General features: G+C 72.6%; 6 protein-coding genes. 3 read left to right on the plus strand and 3 right to left on the minus strand.

What is annotated here, in order from left to right; genetic code table 11:
- Positions 1 to 132 precede the first annotated feature (132 nt).
- The 3 genes from ACWCXX_RS36960 to ACWCXX_RS36970 all read right to left on the minus strand — a co-directional run bounded on the left by ACWCXX_RS36960 (position 133) and on the right by ACWCXX_RS36970 (position 2,475).
- A complete protein-coding gene (locus ACWCXX_RS36960; protein WP_451135076.1) occupies positions 133 to 936 on the minus strand; it encodes a hypothetical protein in 804 nt (267 codons plus the stop codon).
- Between the two features lie 109 nt (positions 937 to 1,045).
- Positions 1,046 to 1,246 (minus strand): ferredoxin, encoded by a 201-nt coding sequence (locus ACWCXX_RS36965; protein WP_451135086.1) that lies wholly within the window; start codon positions 1,244 to 1,246, stop codon positions 1,046 to 1,048.
- Between the two features lie 5 nt (positions 1,247 to 1,251).
- Positions 1,252 to 2,475, minus strand: a complete 1,224-nt coding sequence (locus tag ACWCXX_RS36970) for a cytochrome P450 (RefSeq protein WP_451135078.1) — start codon at positions 2,473 to 2,475, stop codon at positions 1,252 to 1,254.
- A 402-nt stretch (positions 2,476 to 2,877) separates the two neighbouring features.
- Between ACWCXX_RS36970 and ACWCXX_RS36975 the strand changes: the two genes are divergently transcribed.
- The 3 genes from ACWCXX_RS36975 to ACWCXX_RS36985 form a co-directional block, all read left to right on the plus strand.
- The gene (locus ACWCXX_RS36975) at positions 2,878 to 10,560 is read left to right on the plus strand and encodes an amino acid adenylation domain-containing protein (protein ID WP_451135080.1); all 7,683 of its coding nucleotides are present in this window, start codon (positions 2,878 to 2,880) and stop codon (positions 10,558 to 10,560) included.
- On the plus strand, positions 10,557 to 18,311 hold the full coding sequence (locus ACWCXX_RS36980) for an amino acid adenylation domain-containing protein (protein WP_451135082.1): 7,755 nt from the start codon (positions 10,557 to 10,559) through the stop codon (positions 18,309 to 18,311). The genes ACWCXX_RS36975 and ACWCXX_RS36980 overlap by 4 nt, the downstream gene beginning before the upstream one ends.
- On the plus strand, positions 18,308 to 19,986 hold a 1,679-nt coding region (locus ACWCXX_RS36985), incomplete at its 3' end, for a condensation domain-containing protein (protein WP_451135084.1). The genes ACWCXX_RS36980 and ACWCXX_RS36985, both read left to right, overlap by 4 nt.

Raw genomic sequence — 19,986 nt, forward strand, 5'->3', positions numbered from 1 at the left:
CGCAAGACGCTCGGCTGGAGTACACCAGCCGAGCGTCTACGTGATCTACTCACCACCTGAGCCAGGAAGTGTTGCAACGATCGCTAGAACTCAAGCCTCTCCGGTTCCCGCGGGCGGGCCGCTTCGTCGTCGTCACGCGGTGGCGTCCGCGTGGGCCGCGACGATCCGGTCGACGGCCTCGGCGGTCAGGGGACTGCGCAGGATGTCGACGTGGTCGACGGGAATGTCGACGGACTCCCGGGCCAGCAGGGCACCCTCGGTCGCGCTGTTGGAGTTCACCGCGGTGGCGGTGCGCCAGGCGGCGGTCGGGTCGATCTGCCGGGCCGCGTCCAGGTACGACACGAACGACCGGAACACCGCCGCGAACTCCTCCAGCAGTTCCGTGTCGAGCTCCTCGCGCACGAACGCCGCACCGGCCTGCTCCCGGAAGATCCGGACGAGCTCGTCGCCGAAGGCGGCGAAGTCCGGGGCGTCGGTCCGCGCCTCCTGGGAGGCCCGGCGGGCGGCGGCCACCTCCTCGGGGGACAGCACCGCGGCGAACTGGTCCATCATGGCGGTGAAGTCCCGGTCCAGGCCGGCCCGGTCCGGCACCTCCGGGTCGAACACCACGAACCGGGGCGGCTGTTCCTGCCGCTCGCCGATCCTGGCGGCCAGCTCACCGGCGAACACACTGCCCGCGCAGTAGCCGAGCACCGCCCGGACGGTCAGCCCGCTGTCCTCGACCTCGCGGGCCCACAGCTCGATGTAGTCCTCCGCGGACATCCCGTCCCCGGAGTCGGGCTGCCGGGTCTCCCACACCGTCAGCTGCGGGTCGAGCCGCGGGGCGAGGTCCGAGAAGCTGGAGTCGGAGCGGCCGGTGGTGGCGAAGTCGACGGTGAGCACGAGATCGGAACCCCGGCCCGCGCTGAGCACTTTCCATCCGTTGAGCTTTGTCATGTGTGCTGTCCACTCTGGTCGGCGGTTGCGGGGGGAGGCGCGGCGGGCAAGACGACGGGTCCGCCGCCGCAGGTGCGGCGGCGGACCCGCGAGCCGGTGCGAGGCGCGCTCAGTCCTCGGTGATGAGGATGGCCTTCGACGGGCAGATGTGCTGGGCGACCTTGCGCAGGTTCTCGGCCTCGTCCTGCGAGGGGCTGTCGTTCAGCAGAACCACCAGCCCGTCGTCGTCCTGCTGGTCGAAGACGGTCGGGGCGCTCATCACGCACAGCCCGGCGCCGATGCAGCGGTCGCGTTCCACGTGCACCTTCATCGCGGTCACCAGCCGACCACGAGCTTGTGCACCGGCGGCAGGCCGTCGATGAGCTCGATGGGTTCGTCCGACTCGACCACGTGCAGGCCCGGGAACCGGGCGAACAGCGAGGTGAAGCACAGCTCCATCATCAGGCGCGCGACGTGCTGGCCGAGGCACTGGTGGACGCCGTAGCCGAAGGCGAGGTGGTCCCGCGAGTCGCGGTGGATGTCGAAGGAGTCGGGGTTCTCGTACTTGGCGGGGTCGCGGTCGCCGAGGCCCTTGAGCACGAGGATGCCCTCGCCCTCCTTGATGGTCACCCCGTCGATCTCCACGTCGGCGAGCGCGACGCGGGCGATGATCTCGTCGACCAGGCTGAAGTAGCGCAGCACCTCGTTGACGGTCTTCGGCATGAGGCCCTCGGGGTCGGCCTGCAGCGCCTTGAGCTGGTCGGGGTGGTCGAGCAGCGTCTGGGTGCCGAGCGCGATGCGGTTCACGATGAACTCGTAACCCGCGAGCAGCAGCATCTTCGTCATCAGCGTCAGGCCGTGGTGGTCGAACTCGTCGGTCCGGCCCGCCCGCGTGATGAAGTTGCCGAGCATGTCGTCGGTGGGGTTCTGCTGCTTCTCGACGACGAGGGTCGCGAAGTACTTCATCAACTCCTCGTTGGCGGCCAGCTTCTCGTCCATGGTGTACGAGTGCCGGGTGCCCACCATGATCGCGGCGTTGCGGGTGAAGACGTCGCGCTCGGCCTCGGGGATACCGGCCAGCTCGCAGATCACCTGGGCCGGCAGCGGCAGGGCCAGCGCCTGGACCAGGTCGACGGGGCCCCCGTCCTTCTCCATCGCGTCCAGGTAGTGGTCGATGAGCTCCTGCACCCGCGGGCGCAGCTTCTCGACGGCCTTGATGGTGAAGTCCGGCAGGGACATCTGCCGCACCCGGGTGTGCCGCGGCGGGTCCATGGTCACCAGCAGGTTCTTCGCGTCCCGGGCGATCATGTCCAGCAGTTCCTGCGGCGCGGGGAACCGGATCGGGAACGTGGGGTGCGGCTCCACGCTGAACCGGTTGTCGGCCAGCAGCCGCTGGATGTGGTCGTGCTGGGAGACCAGCCACGCCTTGCTGCCCGACGGCATGGTCACCTGGGTCAGCGGGCGCCCCTCCGGAACCTGGTCGTACTCAGGCAGCAGTGGGTTGGGCCAGCCGCGAGGGGCGACGGGGCAGGTCGCCGGCTTCTCCATGGCGTCGGTCATGGGGATTTCCCCTGTCTTTGTCGTGGTCATGGGCCTGCTCGTGGTGATGCTACGGACGGAATTCCCCGCCGCCGGGGGCACTTGCCACTTGCTGCAACGGGACACGGCCCGGCGGACCCGAACTTCCGCGTGCCGAGGAGAAGATCCCTTTCCGGAAATTGCAGCCGTGTGCGACACGGCTTGTCCGGACGTGTATTCGTTTACTGAACGTTGTTCGACCGCCGTCGGAGGAGCCGTCTCCCCACCGAGGGCGGGTCTCCGCCTGCCCCGCAGAAGGGCCGGCACGTCGGCCGGTACGGCGCCGACAGCAGGACCCCAGGGCAGCCGGAGCCGCCGCGCCCGCCGACCGTCGAATCACCGACCGACTCCCAGGTCGGCCTGGCCCGAAGAAACAGAGGACAGATGTCTGACTCGTCAGCCACGGTTCTGCCGCTGACCGCCGGCCAGGCCGGGATCTGGTACGCCCAGAGCCTGAGCGGCCCGAACGCGACGTTCAACGCGGCCCTGTACCTGGAGATAGCGGGGGCCGTCGACCCCGGCCTGTTCACCACCGCCATGCGACAGGTCGTCACCGAGACCGAGGCACTGCGCGCCCGGTTCGTCGACGAGCGAACCGGCCCGGTGCAGGTGATCGACCCGATCACCGACTGGTCGGCGCAGCCCGTGGAGTTCCTGGACCTCACCGGCGAGGCCCACCCGGCCGAGAAGGCCGACGCCTGGATGTGGGCGGACGCCGAGACCCCGCTGGACGTGACCGGGGGCCTGCTGTACCGCTTCGCGCTGATCAAGGTCGCCGACGACCGGTTCCTCTTCTACTACCGCTACCACCACCTGGTGATGGACAGCTTCGGCGCGAGCCTCGTCGCGTCCCGCACGGCCGAGGTCTACACCCGGCTGACGGCGGGGGAGGACACCTCCGCGGGAGCGTTCCCGGCCCTGCGCGAGCTGGTCGAGGACGACCTGGCCTACCAGGGCTCCGACGAGCTCGCCGCCGACCGGGACTTCTGGACCGGGCAGTTCGCCGACAAGCCGGTCGCCGTGAGCCTCGGCGACCGCCCGACGGCGCTGCCCACCGGCCAGGTGCGCGGAACCCGGCAGGTCTCGGCGAGCACGGGCGACGAGGTCCGCGACGCGGCACGGGCCGGCCGGGTCGGCTGGCCCGCCGCCGTCCTGGCGGCGATCGCCGCGTACACGAGCCGGATCACCGGAAGCGACGACGTGGTGATCGCCCTGTCCGTCGCCGCCCGCACCACGGCCGCGGGACGGGCCGTGCCCGGCATGGTGTCCAACGTGGTCGGCGTGCGGATGACGGTGCGTCCCGACATGACGGCGCAGGAGCTCGTCCGCCACGCGCACCAGCAGATGCGCGCCGCCTCCCGGCACAAGCGGTACCGCTACGAGGACCTGCGGCGCGAACTCAAACTCCTGGGCTCCGACGGCCGGTTGCTCGGCCCGCGGCTCAACCTCCACGTCGTCTCGCCGACCCTGCACTTCGCGGGCGTGCCGTCGACGCTGAACCCGCTGATGGCCGGGCACGACGACGACTTCTCCCTGATCGTGATCGGCCGACCGGACGGCGGCTTCCGGTTCGACGTCTCGGCCAACCCGGACGTCTACAGCACCGACGAGGTGCGCCGCCACCACGACCTGATCATCCGGCTGCTCGGGGAACTCGCCGCACACCCCGAGCGCCCGATCGGCGCCCTGGACATCGTGAAGCCCGAGATGCTGACCAGGCTGATCGGCGACTGGGGCGGCGCCTCCAGGAGCCACGGTGCCACCGAACGCTCCACCCTGCCCGAGCGGTTCGCCGTCGCCGCCGCGGCGTACCCGGACAACACGGCGGTGGTGTGCCCCGACGGCCCCGCCGCCCAGGAGCTGACCTACCGCGAACTGGACGAACGGTCCAACCAGCTGGCCCGGCTGCTGCTCCGCCGCGGGGTCCGGCGCGGCCAGCTCGTCGCGCTGGCGATGCCGCGCTCGGCGGACCTGCCCGTCGCGCTGCTGGCCACGCTCAAGGCGGGCGCGGCGTACCTGCCGATCGACCCCGAGTACCCGGCGGACCGGATCGCCTACACGCTCGACGACGCCAAGCCCACCGCGGTGATCACCGCACGGCACGAGGCCTTCGCCCAACTGGCCCTGGAGACGCCGGAGATCGCGCTGGACCACCCCGACACGGTGGCCGAGCTCGCGCTGCTCCCGCGGACCCCGGTCGAGGACGGCGAGCGCGGCGGACCGGTCCTGCCCGACCAGGCCGCCTACGTCATCTACACCTCCGGCTCGACCGGCCGGCCCAAGGGCGTCGTGGTCGCCCACCAGAACGTGATCCGGCTCTTCGAGTCGACCGAGTGGTGGACCGGCGCCGGCCCGGACGACGTGTGGTCGCTGTTCCACTCCTACGCCTTCGACTTCTCGGTGTGGGAGATCTGGGGCGCCCTGCTGCACGGCGGCAAGCTCGTGGTGGTGCCGTTCGGGGTCAGCCGCTCCCCGGAGGAGTTCCTGCGGCTGCTGGCACAGGAGCGGGTCACCGTCCTCAGCCAGACGCCGTCGGCGTTCTACCAGCTGATCCAGGCCGACCGGGACGACCCGGAGACCGGCGGGCGACTGGCGCTGCGGTTCGTGGTCTTCGGCGGCGCCGCGCTGGAGTTCGGCAGGCTGGCCGAGTGGTACGAGCGGCACGCCGAGGACGCCCCGCGCCTGGTCAACATGTACGGCATCACCGAGACCACGGTGCACACCACCGAGCTGCTGCTCGACGCGTCGTGCGCCTCCGGCCGCACCGGCAGCATGATCGGCCGGGGCATCAGCGACCTGCGCCTCTACGTCCTCGACACCGCGCTGCGCCCGGCCCCGCCCGGGGTGGCCGGCGAGCTGTACGTCGGCGGCCCCGCGGTGGCCGACGGATACCTGGGGCGGCCGGACCTGAGCTGCAGCCGGTTCGTCGCGGACCCCTTCGGCCCGCCCGGACAGCGCATGTACCGCTCCGGCGACCTGGCCCGCTGGGCCTCGGACGGCACCGCGAACCTGGAGTACCTGGGACGCTCCGACCACCAGGTCAAGATCCGCGGCTTCCGGATCGAGCCGGGCGAGATCGAGGCCGCCGTGCTCCAGCACCCCGACGTCCGGCAGGCGGCGGTCGTGGTCCGGGAGGACACCCCCGACGACAAGCGGCTGGTGGCCTACGTCGTCGGCGACGCCGTGCCGGATCCGGCGGAGCTGCGCAAGCACGCGGCGGCGGCCCTGCCCGAGCACATGGTGCCCAGCTGGTTCGTGCAGCTGGACGCGCTGCCCCTGACCGCGAACGGGAAGCTCGACACCAAGGCCCTGCCCGCCCCCGACGTGGCGGGTGTCGCGGGCGGCCGGGCACCCCGTACCCCGGAGGAGGAGATCTTCTGCGGTCTCTTCGCGGAGATCCTGGGCCTGTCCTCGGTCTCGATGGACGACAACTTCTTCGACCTGGGCGGACACTCGCTGCTGGCGACCAGGCTGGTCAGCCGGGTGCGCGCGGCGTTCGGCGTCGAACTCTCCATCCGTACCGTGTTCGAGGCCCCCACCCCGGCGGCGCTGATCGCCTGGCTCGCCGGCAACGGCGACGTGCCCGAGGCCCGGCGCCCGCTGACCCGGATGGACAAGCCGGAGGAGATCCCGCTCTCCTTCGCCCAGCTGCGGCTGTGGTTCATCGACAAGATCGACGGCGGCGCCGGCACGTACAACATCCCGCTCGTGGTGCGGCTCAACGGCTCCCTGGACCGGGAGGCCCTCCAGGCCGCGATCGGCGACGTGGTCGCCCGGCACGAGAGCCTGCGCACCGTCTTCCCCGACCGCGACGGCACCCCGCGCCAGCACATCCTGTCCGCGCAGGAGGCGACACCGGTCATGGGCGTGACCGAGATCGCCGCCGACCGGCTGGCCGCGGCGATGACCGAACGCGCCGCCGTCGGCTTCGACCTGGCCACCGAGGCGCCCATCCGCGCGCATCTGTACGCCGTTTCCGAGGAGGAGCACGCGCTGCTCATGCCGGTGCACCACATCGCCGGCGACGGCTGGTCCCTGGTGCCGCTCACCCGCGACCTGCAGACCGCCTACACGGCACGCTGCCGGGGCGACCTCCCGCAGTGGGAGCCGCTGCCGGTGCAGTACGCGGACTACACGCTGTGGCAGCGCGAGATCCTCGGCGACGAGGACGCCCCCGATTCCGCGATCTCCGGCCAGCTCTCCTTCTGGACCGAGTACCTGCGGGGGCTGCCCGAAGAGGTCACCCTGCCCACCGACCGGCCCCGGCCCGCCGTCGCCTCCTACCGCGGCGAGACGCTGCGCTTCGACCTGTCGCCCGAGCTGCACCAGCAGCTGACACGGTGCTCGCGCGAACACGACGTGAGCCCCTTCATGGTGGTGCAGACCGCGCTGGCGGCCCTGCTGAGCAAGCTCGGCGCCGGTGAGGACGTCCCGCTCGGCATCTCGATCGCGGGACGCACCGACGAGGCCCTCGACAACCTGGTCGGCTTCCTGGTCAACACCCTGGTGATGCGCACCGACCTCAGCGGCGACCCGAGCTTCGCCGACCTGCTGGGCAAGGCCCGCACGGACGGCCTGGCCGCCTTCGCCAACCAGGACCTGCCCTTCGAACGCCTGGTGGAGGCGGTCAACCCGGAGCGCTCGGCCGGCCGGCACCCGCTGATCCAGATCGGCCTGGGCTTCCAGAACAACGCGACCCCGACCCTGGACCTGCCAGGCCTCGACGCCTGGATCGAGCCCGCCGTCACCCACACCGCCAAGCTGGACCTGCTGTTCGACTTCCGCGAGGTGGAGGGCGAGGGCGACACCCCGAGCCACACCACCTGCGCCGTCGAGTACGCGACCGACCTGTACGACCGCTCGACCATCGAGCTGCTCATCGACAGGCTGACGCGGCTGCTGGACCAGGCGACCGGACGGCCCGGCAGCCGCCTGAGCGAGCTGGAGGTGCTGGGCGCCGCCGAGCGCGAGCGGATCCTCGTCGCCTGGAACGACACCGCGCGCGAGGTCCCGTCCGGCACCCTGGCCGAACTCTTCACCGCCCAGGCGCTGCGCACCCCCGGCGCCCTCGCGGTGGTGGCCGGCGAACAGGAGCTGCGCTACGCCGAGCTGGCCGAGCGGGTCAACCGGCTCGCCCGGCACCTGGTGACGCGCGGCATCGGCGCCGAGGACCGGGTCCTGCTGGTCATGCCGAAGTCGCTGGACCTCCTCGTGGCCCAGCTCGCCGTGGTCACGGCGGGTGCCGCGTTCGTCCCGGTCGACCCCGCCTACCCGCGGGACCGGGTCGCCTACATGGCCGCCGACTCCGCGCCCGTGCTGCTGCTGACCACCGAAGCGGTGGCGGAGACGGCCCGCGAGGTCGTGCCCGGCGTGCCCGCGGTCGTGGTCGACGCCGCGGAGACCGCCGCCAGGATCGCCTCGCGGCCGGCCGGCCCGCTGTCGGACGGGGACCGGCGCCTGCCCGCCTCCACCGACCACGCCGCCTACGTCATCTACACCTCCGGATCGACCGGCCGCCCCAAGGGCGTCGTGGTGACCCACCGGGGCATCGGCAACTTGGCCGCCGCGCAGGGCGAACGGTTCGCGATCCGGCCGGACAGCCGGGTCGTCCAGTACGCGGCACCGAGCTTCGACGCCGCGATCTCCGAGACCTGCATCACCCTGCTGAGCGGGGCCGCGCTGGTGCTCCCGGTCGACCGGGGACTGCTGCTCGGCGACGTCCTGGCCCGGTTCCTGACCGCGCAGCGGATCACCCACGCGACGATCCCGCCGATCGCGCTGACCGGCCTCGACCCGGCCGCCGTGCCGGCCGACATGGTGCTGACGGTCGCGGGCGAGCCGTGCTCGGCGGAGCTGGCCGGCACGTGGTCGGCGGGCCGCCGCATGATCAACGCGTACGGCCCGACGGAGACCACGGTCTGCGCCACGATGAGCGAGCCGCTGTCCGGGGCGGTCACGCCGCCGATCGGCACGCCGATCCTCAACGCCCGCGCGTACGTGCTGGACGCCCGGCTCAGCCCGGTCGCGCCCGGCGTCATCGGCGAGCTGTACGTGGCCGGGATCAACCTGGCCCGCGGCTACCTCGGCCGGGCCGGTCTTACCGCAGAGCGGTTCGTCGCCGCGCCGTTCGGCGGGCCGGGGGAGCGGATGTACCGCACCGGCGACGTGGTGCGCCAACGCTCCGACGGCCGGCTGGAGTTCGTCGGACGGGCGGACGACCAGGTGAAGCTGCGCGGCTTCCGGGTGGAGCTGGGCGAGATCACCGGCGCGCTGACCGACCAGCCGCAGGTGGAGACGGCCGCGGTCGTGGTCCGGGAGGACCGGCCCGGCGAGCGCAGACTGGTCGGCTACGTGGTGCCCGCCGCGCAGGACGCCGAGTCCCGGGACACCGGCCTGGAGACCGACCAGGTCGACAAGTGGCAGGTCATCAACGACGAGGTGTACGGGGCCTCCGCCGAGGACGGTCCGCCGCTCGGCGAGAACTTCAGCGGCTGGCACAGCAGTTACGACGGCTCGGAGCTGCCCGAGGCGGAGATGCGCGCCTGGCGTGCGGCCACGGTCGACCGGATCCTGGAGCTGAAGCCCCGCCGGGTGCTGGAGATCGGCGTCGGCGCCGGTCTGATCATGACGCCGGTCGCACCCCACGTGGAGCTCTACTGGGGCACCGACCTGTCCGGCGAGGTCATCGCCACCCTGCGGCGGCAGACCGCGCAGGACCCGGTGCTGGCGGGACGGACCCGGTTCACCGCGGCGGCGGCGCACGTGCTGGACGAGCTGCCGGCCGGGACGTTCGACACCGTCGTGATCAACTCGGTGGCGCAGTACTTCCCGAGCGTGAACTACCTGACCGACGTCATCGCGAAGGCGTTCACCCTGCTCGGCGACACCGGTTCGGTCTTCCTCGGTGACATCCGCGACCTGCGGCTGCTGCGCTGCATGCGCACCGCCGTGCACCGCACGGCCCGGCCCGGGGACGGCACCGACGCCACCCGGCACGCGGTGGACCGGGCGGTCGAGCGCGAGACCGAGCTGCTGGTCGACCCCGCCCTGTTCGACACCCTCGGCGGGGTGCTGGACGGCTTCGGCGGTGCGGACATCCGCATCAAGCGCGGGGAGTACGCCAACGAACTGAACCGCTACCGCTACGACGTGGTGCTGCACAAGCGGCCGGCCGCCCCGGTCTCGCTCGCGGCGGCACCGGCCGTCGCCTGGGAGACCGTCGGCGGACTCGACAAGCTGGCCGCCCGGCTGCGCGAGGAGCGTCCGGCCGGACTGCGGGTCACCGGCATCCCCAACAGCAGGCTCGCCGCCGACCTGGCCATGGCGGCCGGGGACGAGGCCCCCCGGGCGATGGACGAAGCCGAGGTCACGGCCCTGCACGAGGTGGGTTCCCCCGTCGGCTACCGGGCGCTCGTGACCTGGACGGCCGGGGCCGAGGACGGCCGGCTGGACGCGGTGTTCGTACCGGAACCCGCCGACGGCGGTGCCCTGCCCGCCTACCGGGACCTGTACCTCCCGGACGGGACGCCCGAGCGGTACGCCAACGACCCGCTCGTCGTCCGCAAGAGCGGCGCGCTGGTGGCCGAGCTGCAGAGCGCGCTCGCGCAGCGGCTGCCCGACCACATGATGCCCGCCGCACTGGTCCTGCTGGACGCCCTGCCCGTCACCCTGAACGGCAAGCTCGACCACAAGGCGCTCCCCGCGCCCGACATGGCGGCGCCCGCCTCGGACGCGGTGCCCGTCACCCCGCAGGAGAAGACGGTCGCCCGGCTCTTCGCCGAGGTGCTCGGGCTCTCCCGGGCCGGTGTGGACGACGACTTCTTCCGCCAGGGCGGCGACAGCATCGTCTCGATCCAGCTCGTCAGCCGGGCACGCGCCGAGGGGCTGGAGTTCACCCCGCAGGACGTGTTCGCGCACCGCACCGTGCGGGCCATCGCCGCGATGGCCACGCCGGTGTCCGCCGACGCCGGAAAGACGGACCCGGCGGCCGACAGCGAATGGGACATGGACTTGCTCTCGCAGGACGAACTCGACCAGTTCGAGTCGAAATGGAGCGTTTCGGAATGAGTACGAAGGACACCTCGTCGCTGGAAGCCGTGCTGCCGCTCACCCCGCTGCAGGAGGGTCTGCTCTTCCACGCGCAGTACGACGACCAGCCGGGCCCGGACGTCTACGTCATGCAGCTCGGCATGGACATCGACGGCCCGCTCGACGTCCCGGCCCTGCACACCGCCGCGCGCGCCCTGCTGGAGCGGCACGGCAACCTGCGCGCCGGTTTCCGGCACGACGGACCGCGCGCCCTGCAGTTCATTCCGAAGACGGTCGAACTCCCGTGGCACGAGGCCGATCTGACCGACCTGCCGGAGCAGGAGCGGGAAGCGGCCCTGCGCGACATCACCGAACGCGACCGCGCGGCCCGCTTCGACCTGCGCACCCCGCCGCTGCTGCGGTTCACCGTGATCCGGGTGACGGAGAACCGCTACCGGCTGCTGGTGACCAACCACCACATCCTGCTGGACGGCTGGTCGGCACCGGTCCTGGTGCGCGAGCTGTTCGAGCTGTACGCGGCGGGCGGCGACGCCGCCGCGCTGCCCGCGGTGACCCCGTACCGCTACCACCTGGCGTGGCTCGCCAAGCGGGACCGCGAGGGCGCCGTCCGGGCCTGGCGCAGCGCGCTTGAGGGGCTGGAGGAGCCCACCATGCTGGCCGCGATGCCCGACGACCGCTCCACGTCGGTGCTGCCCAGCAGGGTCATCGGCCGGCTCTCCCCGGAGACCACCCGGCGGCTGACCGAGCGGGCCCGCGAGCACGGCATCACCCTCAACACCGTGGTGCAGGCCGCGTGGGGGCTGCTGCTGGGCAGGCTGACCGACCGCCGCGACGTCACCTTCGGCATGACCCTCGCCGGGCGCTCGCCGGAGATCCCCGGCGTGCACACCATGGTCGGGCTCTTCCTCAACACCGTGCCCGTGCGGGTCCGGATCCGCCCCGAGGAGTCGCTGCTCGCGCTCTGCGAACGGCTGCAGGAGGAACAGCAGGCGCTGATGTCCCACCAGCACCTCGGTCTGGCGGAGATCCAGCGCGCGGCCGGGATCGGCGAACTGTTCGACACCCTCACCGTCCTGGAGAACTTCCCGGTCGACCCGGCGGCCCTGAGCCTTCCCGGCGGACTGTCGGTCGCCGGTTTCTTCTCCACCGACGGCGCGCACTACCCGCTCGCCCTCATGGTCATCCCCGGCTCCTCGCTCGAACTGCGCTTCACCTACCGCTCCGACGCCTTCGACGAGGCCGAGATCGAAGGTTTCCGCAAGCGGCTGACCGCCGTGCTCGAATCCTTCGTCGCCGAGCCGTCCGGACAGTCCGGGGCGGTCGAGCTGCTGGACGCCGCCGAGCGTTCGCTCCTGCTCGACGAGTGGAACCCGGCCCCCGTCCCGGTCCCGGCCCGCACCGTGCCGGAGCTGCTGGCGCTGCGCACCGCCGAGACCCCGGACCGGGAGGCGGTGGTCTGCGGCGACCGCTCGCTGACCTACGCGGAGCTGAGCCACCGGGTCGAGCAGATCGCCGCCTGGCTGCTCGACCGGGGGGTGCGCCCCGAGGAACCGGTCGGCATCGCCATGGACCGTTCCGTCGAGTTCGTGCTCGCCGTGCTCGGCGTGCTGCGGGCGGGCGCGGCGTACGTGCCCGTCGACCACCGCTGGCCGCTCTCCCGGCGCGAGTACGTCCTGGGCGACAGCGGGACCTCGCTGATCCTGGAACAGGGCGACCTGCCCGACGAGCACCCGGTCCCGGCCGGCGGCGTCCCGATGCCGCCCGGCCCGGAACGGATCGCGTGCATCATGTACACCTCCGGCTCGACGGGCCGGCCGAAGGGCGTCGCCGTCACCCACCGCGGCATCGGCGACCTGGTCGCCGACAGCCTCTTCGCGGGCGGGGCGCAGGAGCGGGTGCTGATGCACTCGGCCCACGCCTTCGACGCCTCGACGTACGAGATGTGGACCCCGCTGCTGAACGGCGGCACCCTGGTGGTCGGCCCGCCCGGTGAGCTGGACGTGGCCACCATCGGCCGGACCATCACCGAGGGACGCGTCACCGGGGCGCTGTTCACCACCGGCCTGTTCCGGCTGATCGCGGCCGAGGCGCCGGAGACCTTCCGGCCGCTGCGCGAGGTGTGGGCCGGTGGCGAGGCCGTGCCGGCCGCATCGGTGCGTCAGGTGCTGGAGGCCTGCCCGGACATCACGGTCGTGGACGCCTACGGGCCGACCGAGGTCACCGTCATCGCCGCCGCGCACCCGCTGACCGCGAACGAGCCCGTGCCGGACCCGGTGCCGATCGGGCGCCCCTTCGACGGCAAGCGGGTGTACGTCCTGGACAGTGGTCTGAATCTGTGTCCGGTGGGTGTGCCGGGTGAGTTGTACGTGTCGGGTGTGGGGTTGGCGCGTGGGTATCTGGGGCGTGCCGGTCTGACGTCGGAGCGGTTCGTGGCGGATCCGTTCGGTGTGCCGGGTTCCCGGTTGTACCGGACCGGTGATGTGGTGCGCTGGTGTGCGGACGGGGTGCTGGAGTTCGTAGGCCGTCGGGACAACCAGGTCAAGCTGCGCGGGTTCCGGATCGAGCTCGGCGAGATCGAGTCCGTGCTCGCCGGCCACGACGCGGTCGGCCAGGTCGCCGTCATGGTCCGCGAGGACCGGCCCGGCCTGCGCCAGCTCGTCGGCTACGCCGTACCCGCCGCGGACACCGAGCTCGACCCGGAGGAACTGCGGACCTGGGCGGCCGACCGGCTGCCGGAGTACATGGTGCCGCGCCCGGTCGTCGTCCTGGACGCGCTGCCGCTGACCACCAACGGAAAGCTCGACACCAAGGCGCTGCCCGCCCCCGAGTACACCGTGGAGGACGCCCGGGGCCCGCGCACCCCGCACGAGGAGCTGCTGTGCGGGCTGTTCGAGGAAGTGCTCGGTCTGCCCTCCGTCTCGGTCAACGACAACTTCTTCGAACTCGGCGGCCACTCCCTGCTCGCCACCCGGCTCGTCAGCCGGGTGCGCGCGGTGCTCGGCGTCGAACTGCCGATCCGCCGGGTCTTCGAGGAACCGACCGTCTCCCAGCTCGCGGTGCGGCTCACGGACACCCCCTCCTCGGCCCGGGTGCCGCTGCGCCCGGCCGAGCGGCCGGAGCGGGTGCCGCTCTCGTTCGCCCAGCGCAGGCTGTGGTTCCTCAACCGGATGGAGGGGCCGAGCGCCACCTACAACATCCCGTTCGCCGTCCGCCTCTCCGGAGAGCTGGACGCCGAGGCCCTGACCGCCGCGTTCGGTGACGTGCTCGGGCGCCACGAGTCGCTGCGCACCGTCTTCCCGGACACCGACGGCGAGCCCTGGCAGCAGATCGTCCCGGCCGAGCTGGCGAAGGTGGCCATCGAGGTCTCCGACGTGCCGGAGGCCGGGCTGGCCACCGCGCTGGACGTGGCCGGTGCCGCCGGTTTCGACCTCGCCCGCGACCTGCCGGTGCGGGCCTGGCTCTTCCGGACCGCCCCGGACGAGCACGTGCTGTGCGTCGTCGTGCACCACATCGCCGGGGACGGCTGGTCGCAGGCCCCGCTCGCCCGCGACCTCGGCGAGGCCTACCGCGCCCGGCTGACCGGCGCGGCGCCGCAGTGGGAGCCGCTGCCGGTGCAGTACGCCGACTACACCCTGTGGCAGCAGCAACTGCTGGGCGACGAGCAGGACGAGGACAGCCTGGCCGCCTCCCAGCAGGCGTACTGGGCCGAGCAGCTCACCGGCTCCCCGCAGGAGCTCGAACTCCCGGCGGACCGGCCGCGCCCGCCGGTCGCCACCCACCGGGGCGCCGTCGTGCCGGTGACCATCGACGCCGAACTCGGCGGGAAGCTGCGCGAACTCGCCGGCCGGACCGACACCACGCCGTTCATGGTCTTCCAGGCCGCCCTGGCCGCGCTGCTGTCCCGCCTGGGCGCCGGCACGGACATCCCCATCGGCACCCCGGTCGCCGGCCGGCTGGACGCCGCGGCCGACGACCTCATCGGGTTCTTCGTCAACACCCTGGTGCTGCGCACCGATGTGTCCGGCGACCCGAGCTTCGTCGATCTGCTGCGCCGCGCCCGCTCCACCGCCCTGGGTGCCTACGCCCACCAGGACCTGCCCTTCGAGCGGCTGGTCGACCTCGTCGGCGCCGACCGCTCGCTGTCGCACAACCCGCTGTTCCAGGTGCTGCTCGCGTACCAGAACAACACCTCGGGGGAGCTGGAGCTGCCCGGTCTCCGGGTCACCGCCCAGGACCTGCTGCTGCCGGTCGCCAAGGTGGACCTGGAACTCAGCCTGGCCGAGGACGCCGCGACAGGCGGCATCTCCGGCATTCTCAACTACAGCACGGACCTGTTCGACCGGGAGAGCGCGGAGCGCCTCGCCGGACACCTGGTCACCCTGCTGCGCTCCGTCGTCGAGGACCCCACCCGGCCGGTGCGCCGGCTGGAGATCCTGCCGGCACAGCAGCGCGAACGACTGCTCGTCGGCTGGAACGACAGCGAGCGTCCGGTGCCCCCCGGCACCGTCCCGGACCTGTTCGCCCGGCAGGCGGCCACCGTGCCGACCCGGCCCGCCGTGGTCGGTGACGACGTCACCGTCGACTACGCCGAGCTGGCCGACCGGGCCTGCCGGCTCGCCCGGCTGCTGATCGGACGCGGGGTCGGACCGGAGGACCGGGTCGCGCTGGTCCTGCCCCGGTCGGTCGACCTCACCACGGCGCTGCTGGCCGTGATGATCTCCGGCGGGGCCTACGTACCGGTCGACCCGAACCACCCGGCCGACCGCATCGAGTACATGGTCTCCGACAGCGAGCCCGTGCTCGTGGTCACCGTCGGGGACCTGGCCGACCGGCTGCCGGCCGGAGTCGTCGAGCCCCTGCTCCTCGACAGCCCCGCGGTCGTCGAGGAACTCGCGGGCCACTCCGGCGCCGCGGTCACCGACGCGGACCGGCGGACCCCGCTGTCGATCGACCACCCCGCGTACGTGATCTACACCTCCGGGTCCACCGGACGCCCCAAGGGCGTCTCGGTCACGCACCGGGGCCTGGGCAGCCTGGCCGCGTGGCACGCGGAACGGCTCGGGGTGACCAGCGAGAGCCGGGTCGGACAGTTCGCCGCACCCAGCTTCGACGCGTCCGCCTGGGAAACGGTCATGGCCCTGCTCAACGGCGCCGCGCTCGTCCTCACCCCGGCCGACGGCCCGGTGCTGGGCTCCGCCCTCACCGACTTCCTGACCGACCGGGGGATCACCCACGCCACCCTCACCCCGACGGCACTGTCCGGGGCCGAGCCCCAGGCCGCGCCCGCCGGGCTGACCCTGGTGACCGCGGGCGAGGCGTGCCCCCGCGACCTGGCCGCCCGCTGGTCCCCGGGCCGCCGCGTGATCAACGCCTACGGGCCGACCGAGACGACGGTCTGCGCCACGGCGAGCGACCCGGTCGACGGGACGGTCACCCCGCCCATCGGCGGCCCGATCGCCAACACCCGGGTGTACGTCCTGGACAGTGGTCTGAACCCGTGTCCGGTGGGTGTGCCGGGTGAGTTGTACGTGTCGGGTGTGGGGTTGGCGCGTGGGTATCTGGGGCGTGCCGGTCTGACGTCGGAGCGGTTCGTGGCGGATCCGTTCGGTGTGCCGGGTTCCCGGTTGTACCGGACCGGTGATGTGGTGCGCTGGTGTGCGGACGGGGTGCTGGAGTTCGTAGGCCGTCGGGACAACCAGGTCAAGCTGCGCGGGTTCCGGATCGAGCTCGGCGAGATCGAGTCCGTGCTGTCGGGCTGCGCGGGGGTGGACGGCGCGGCCGTCGTCGTGCGCGAGGACCGGCCCGGTGTCCGTCAGCTCGTCGGCTACGTGGTGCCCGAGGGCGGCACGACCGTGGACCCCGGCGAGGTGCGCGCCCGCGCGGCCGAGCGGCTGCCGGAGTACATGGTGCCGCAGCTGCTCGTGGTGATGGACGCGCTGCCGCTGACGGTGAACGGCAAGCTGGACCACGCGGCGCTGCCCGCACCCGAGTTCACCGCCGTCCAGGAGGGCGAGGGACCGGCCACGGACGCCGAGCGGATTCTCGCCGAGGCGTTCGCCGCCGTGCTCGCGCTGCCCGAGGTGGGCGCCGACGGCAACTTCTTCGAGCTGGGCGGGGACAGCATCGTCTCCATCAAGCTGGTCAGCGAGGCCCGCAAGGGCGGACTGGTCATCACGCCCCGGGACGTGTTCGAGCACAAGACGGTCGCCGGAATCGCGGCGGTCGCCCGCACGGTCGACGAACTGCCGCCGCAGGACCCGGACGCCGGGATCGGCGAGGTGCCGCTCACCCCGATGATGCACTGGCTGCGCGACCACGGCGGCCGGATGGAACGGTTCCACCAGTCGGTGCTGCTCACGGTGCCCGCCGAGGTCACCCTGGAGTCGCTGACCGCCGCCGTCGCCACCGTGCTCGACCACCACGACGCGCTGCGGCTGCGGCTGACGGTCCGCGACGGGGAGTGGTCCGGCGAGGTCCGGCCGCGCGGTGCGGTGGACGCCGCCGACTGCGTGAGCCGGGTCGACGTCGCCGGTGCGGACAACGGGAAGGTCCGGGACCTCGTCGCCGAGCACGCGGAGCGGGCGGTCTCCCGCCTGTCCCCGACGGACGGCGCGATGGTGCAGGTCGTCTGGTTCGACGCCGGGCCCGACGCGCCGGGCCGACTGCTGTTCCTCGGCCACCACCTGGCCGTCGACGGGGTGTCCTGGCGCATCCTGGTGCCCGACCTCGCCGAGGCGTGGCAGGCGGCGGCCGAGTCCCGGGAGGCCGGGCTGCAGCCGGTCGGCACCTCCTGGCGGCGCTGGTCGCAGTGGCTCACCGAGCTGGCCGCCGAGCCCGCACGGGCCGCCCGGGTCTCCTGGTGGACCGAGCAGCTCGTCGACGGGGACGTCCCCGTGACGGCGGCGACGCCCGACCCGGCGATCGACACCATGAGCACCCAGGAATCGCTCGTGCTCACCCTGCCGGAGCCGGTCACCGAGCCGCTGCTGGCCAAGGTGCCCACCGCGACGAGGAGCGGCGTCGAGGACGTGCTCCTGACCGCCTTCACCCTGGCGGTCGCCGACTGGCGGCGGCGCCGCGGACTGGGGGCCGGCACCGCGGTGCTGGTCGACGTCGAGCGGCACGGCCGGCAGATCCCCGAGGGGGAGGACCTCGACATCTCCCGCACGGTCGGCTGGTTCACCAGCCTCGCCCCGGCGCGGCTGGATCTCGGACCGGTGGCGTGGGGCCGGGTCCACACCGACCCCGCGGCCCTGCACAAGGCCCTCAACCGGGTCCGGGAGACGCTCCGGCAGATGCCGGACGAGGGCGTCGGCTTCGGCCTGCTGCGCCACCTCAACCCGCACACCCGCGACCGGCTGGCCGCCCTCGAATCCCCGCAGTTCGGCTTCAACTACCTGGGCCGGACCGCGGTCGCCGGGGACGAGGCCGGTGCCGAGCCCTGGACCATGTCCGCGGACGGCGACGTCCTGCGCCGGCTCGGCGGCGACCCGGAGATGCCGGCCCCGCACCCGCTGTCGCTCAACGTCCTGGTCGAGGACGGTGCGAACGGCCCGCGGCTGGTGGCCAACTGGACCTGGCCGCGCCGCATGTTCGACAAGGACGCCGTACACGCGCTGGCCGAAGGATGGTTCCGCGCGCTCACCGCCCTCGCCGAGCACGCCGGCGAGGGGGAACCGGCCGGTCTCGCCCCGTCGGACCTGTCACTGATCGACCTCGAACTCGACGATCTCGGGGTACTGGAAGCTGAGTGGAGGAAGTCCCGGTGACCCGCAAGGACCTGTTCGAAGAAATCCTGCCGCTCGCACCGCTGCAGGAAGGCATGCTCTTCCACGCCACGTACGACGAGGACGCGCTGGACGTCTACACCGTACGACTGGCCGTCGACTTCGAGGGGCCGTTCGACCTGGACGTCTTCCGCGAGTCGGTACGGGCCCTGCTGGTCCGCCGGACCAACCTGCGGGCCGGCTTCCTCTCGGAGAACCTGAGCAAGCCGGTGCAGGTGGTGCCGCGCGAGTTCGACACCCCGGTCGTCGTGCACGACCTGTCCGGGCTGGCCGGGGCCGAGCGGGAGACCCGCCTGGCCGAACTGTCCGCGGCCGAGGAGGCCGTGCGCTTCGACCTCACCGACCCGCCGCTGCTGCGGTTCACCATGGTGCGCCTGGCGGAGAAGAGCTGGCGGCTGATGTTCAGCTGCCACCACATCCTGCTGGACGGCTGGTCGATGCCGATCGTGCTGGGTGAGCTGTTCGAGCTGTACCAGCGCGGCGGGGACGCGGCGGCACTGCCGCCCGCGCCGCCGTTCAAGCTGTACCTCGCCTGGCTGCGCAAGCAGGACAAGCAGGCGGGCCTGGACGCGTGGCAGGCCGCGCTGGACGGCCTCGGCGGCCCCACCCTGGTGGCCCCGCAGGCCGACGGGACCGTCGAGAGCCTGCCCGGCCGGATCACCCTCGACCTGCCCGAGGAGCAGAGCGCGGAGCTGTCCGCGCTGGCCCGCAGGCTCGGCATCACCGTCAACACGATGGTGCAGGTGGCGTGGGGTCTGCAGCTGGCCCGGCTCACCGGCACCGAGGACATCGTGTTCGGCGCCACCGTCTCCGGCCGCCCGCCGGAGATCGAGGGCGTCGAGAGCATCGTCGGACTGTTCATCAACACCGTGCCGGTACGCATCCGGCTGGACCCGGCCGAATCGCTCAGGTCGCTGCTCCTGCGCGTCCAGGCCGAGCAGTCGGCCCTGCTCGACCACCACTACATCGGCCTCACCGAGGTCCAGCGCGCCGCCGGCCGCGGTGAACTCTTCGACAGCCTCGTCGCGTTCGAGAGCTACCCGGTGGACGCGGACTCCCTGCAGGGCTCGCTCGGCGAGCTCACGATCACCGGCACCTCCGGCTCCGACGCCACGCACTACCCGCTGACGCTCATCGCCGTGCCCGGCCGGCGCCTCCAGCTGCGCCTGGGGTACCAGAACGGCCTGTTCACCGAGGACACCGCCGGTATCCTGCTCGCCAACCTGGAGACGGTCCTGCGGGCCGTCACCGGCAGCGGCGAGCAGCCGGTCGCCGAGGCGCTGGAGTCGGTCGCCCCGCCCGCCGGCTGGGAGACGCCCGCCGCCCCGTCGGCGCGCGAGGGTTCGTCGGTGGCGGACCTGAGCGCCGCCCCGACCGCGGGCCGGGCGCCCAGGACCCCGCACGAGGAGATGCTCTGCGGCCTGTTCGCCGAGGTCCTCGGCGTGGAGTCGGTGTCGATCGACGACAACTTCTTCGACCTGGGCGGCCACTCCCTGCTGGCCACCCGCCTGGTGAGCCGGATCCGCTCCGTCTTCGAGATCGAGCTCCCGGTGCGCGCCCTGTTCGATGCGCAGACGGTGGTGTTGTTGGCGGAGCGTGTGGTGGGTTCGTCGGTGGGTGGGCGTGCGGCGTTGGTGCCGATGGTGCGTCCGGATCG

The sequence above is a fragment of the Streptomyces sp. NPDC001732 genome, from assembly GCF_053596315.1.

What these genes read in the sequence shown, in the direction of transcription:
- ACWCXX_RS36960 (WP_451135076.1), bottom strand. Translation starts at nt 936, where the DNA reads ATGACAAAGCTCAACGGATGGAAAGTGCTCAGCGCGGGCCGGGGTTCC.
- ACWCXX_RS36965 (WP_451135086.1), bottom strand. Translation starts at nt 1,246, where the DNA reads ATGAAGGTGCACGTGGAACGCGACCGCTGCATCGGCGCCGGGCTGTGC.
- ACWCXX_RS36970 (WP_451135078.1), bottom strand. Translation starts at nt 2,475, where the DNA reads ATGACCGACGCCATGGAGAAGCCGGCGACCTGCCCCGTCGCCCCTCGC.
- ACWCXX_RS36975 (WP_451135080.1), top strand. Translation starts at nt 2,878, where the DNA reads ATGTCTGACTCGTCAGCCACGGTTCTGCCGCTGACCGCCGGCCAGGCC.
- ACWCXX_RS36980 (WP_451135082.1), top strand. Translation starts at nt 10,557, where the DNA reads ATGAGTACGAAGGACACCTCGTCGCTGGAAGCCGTGCTGCCGCTCACC.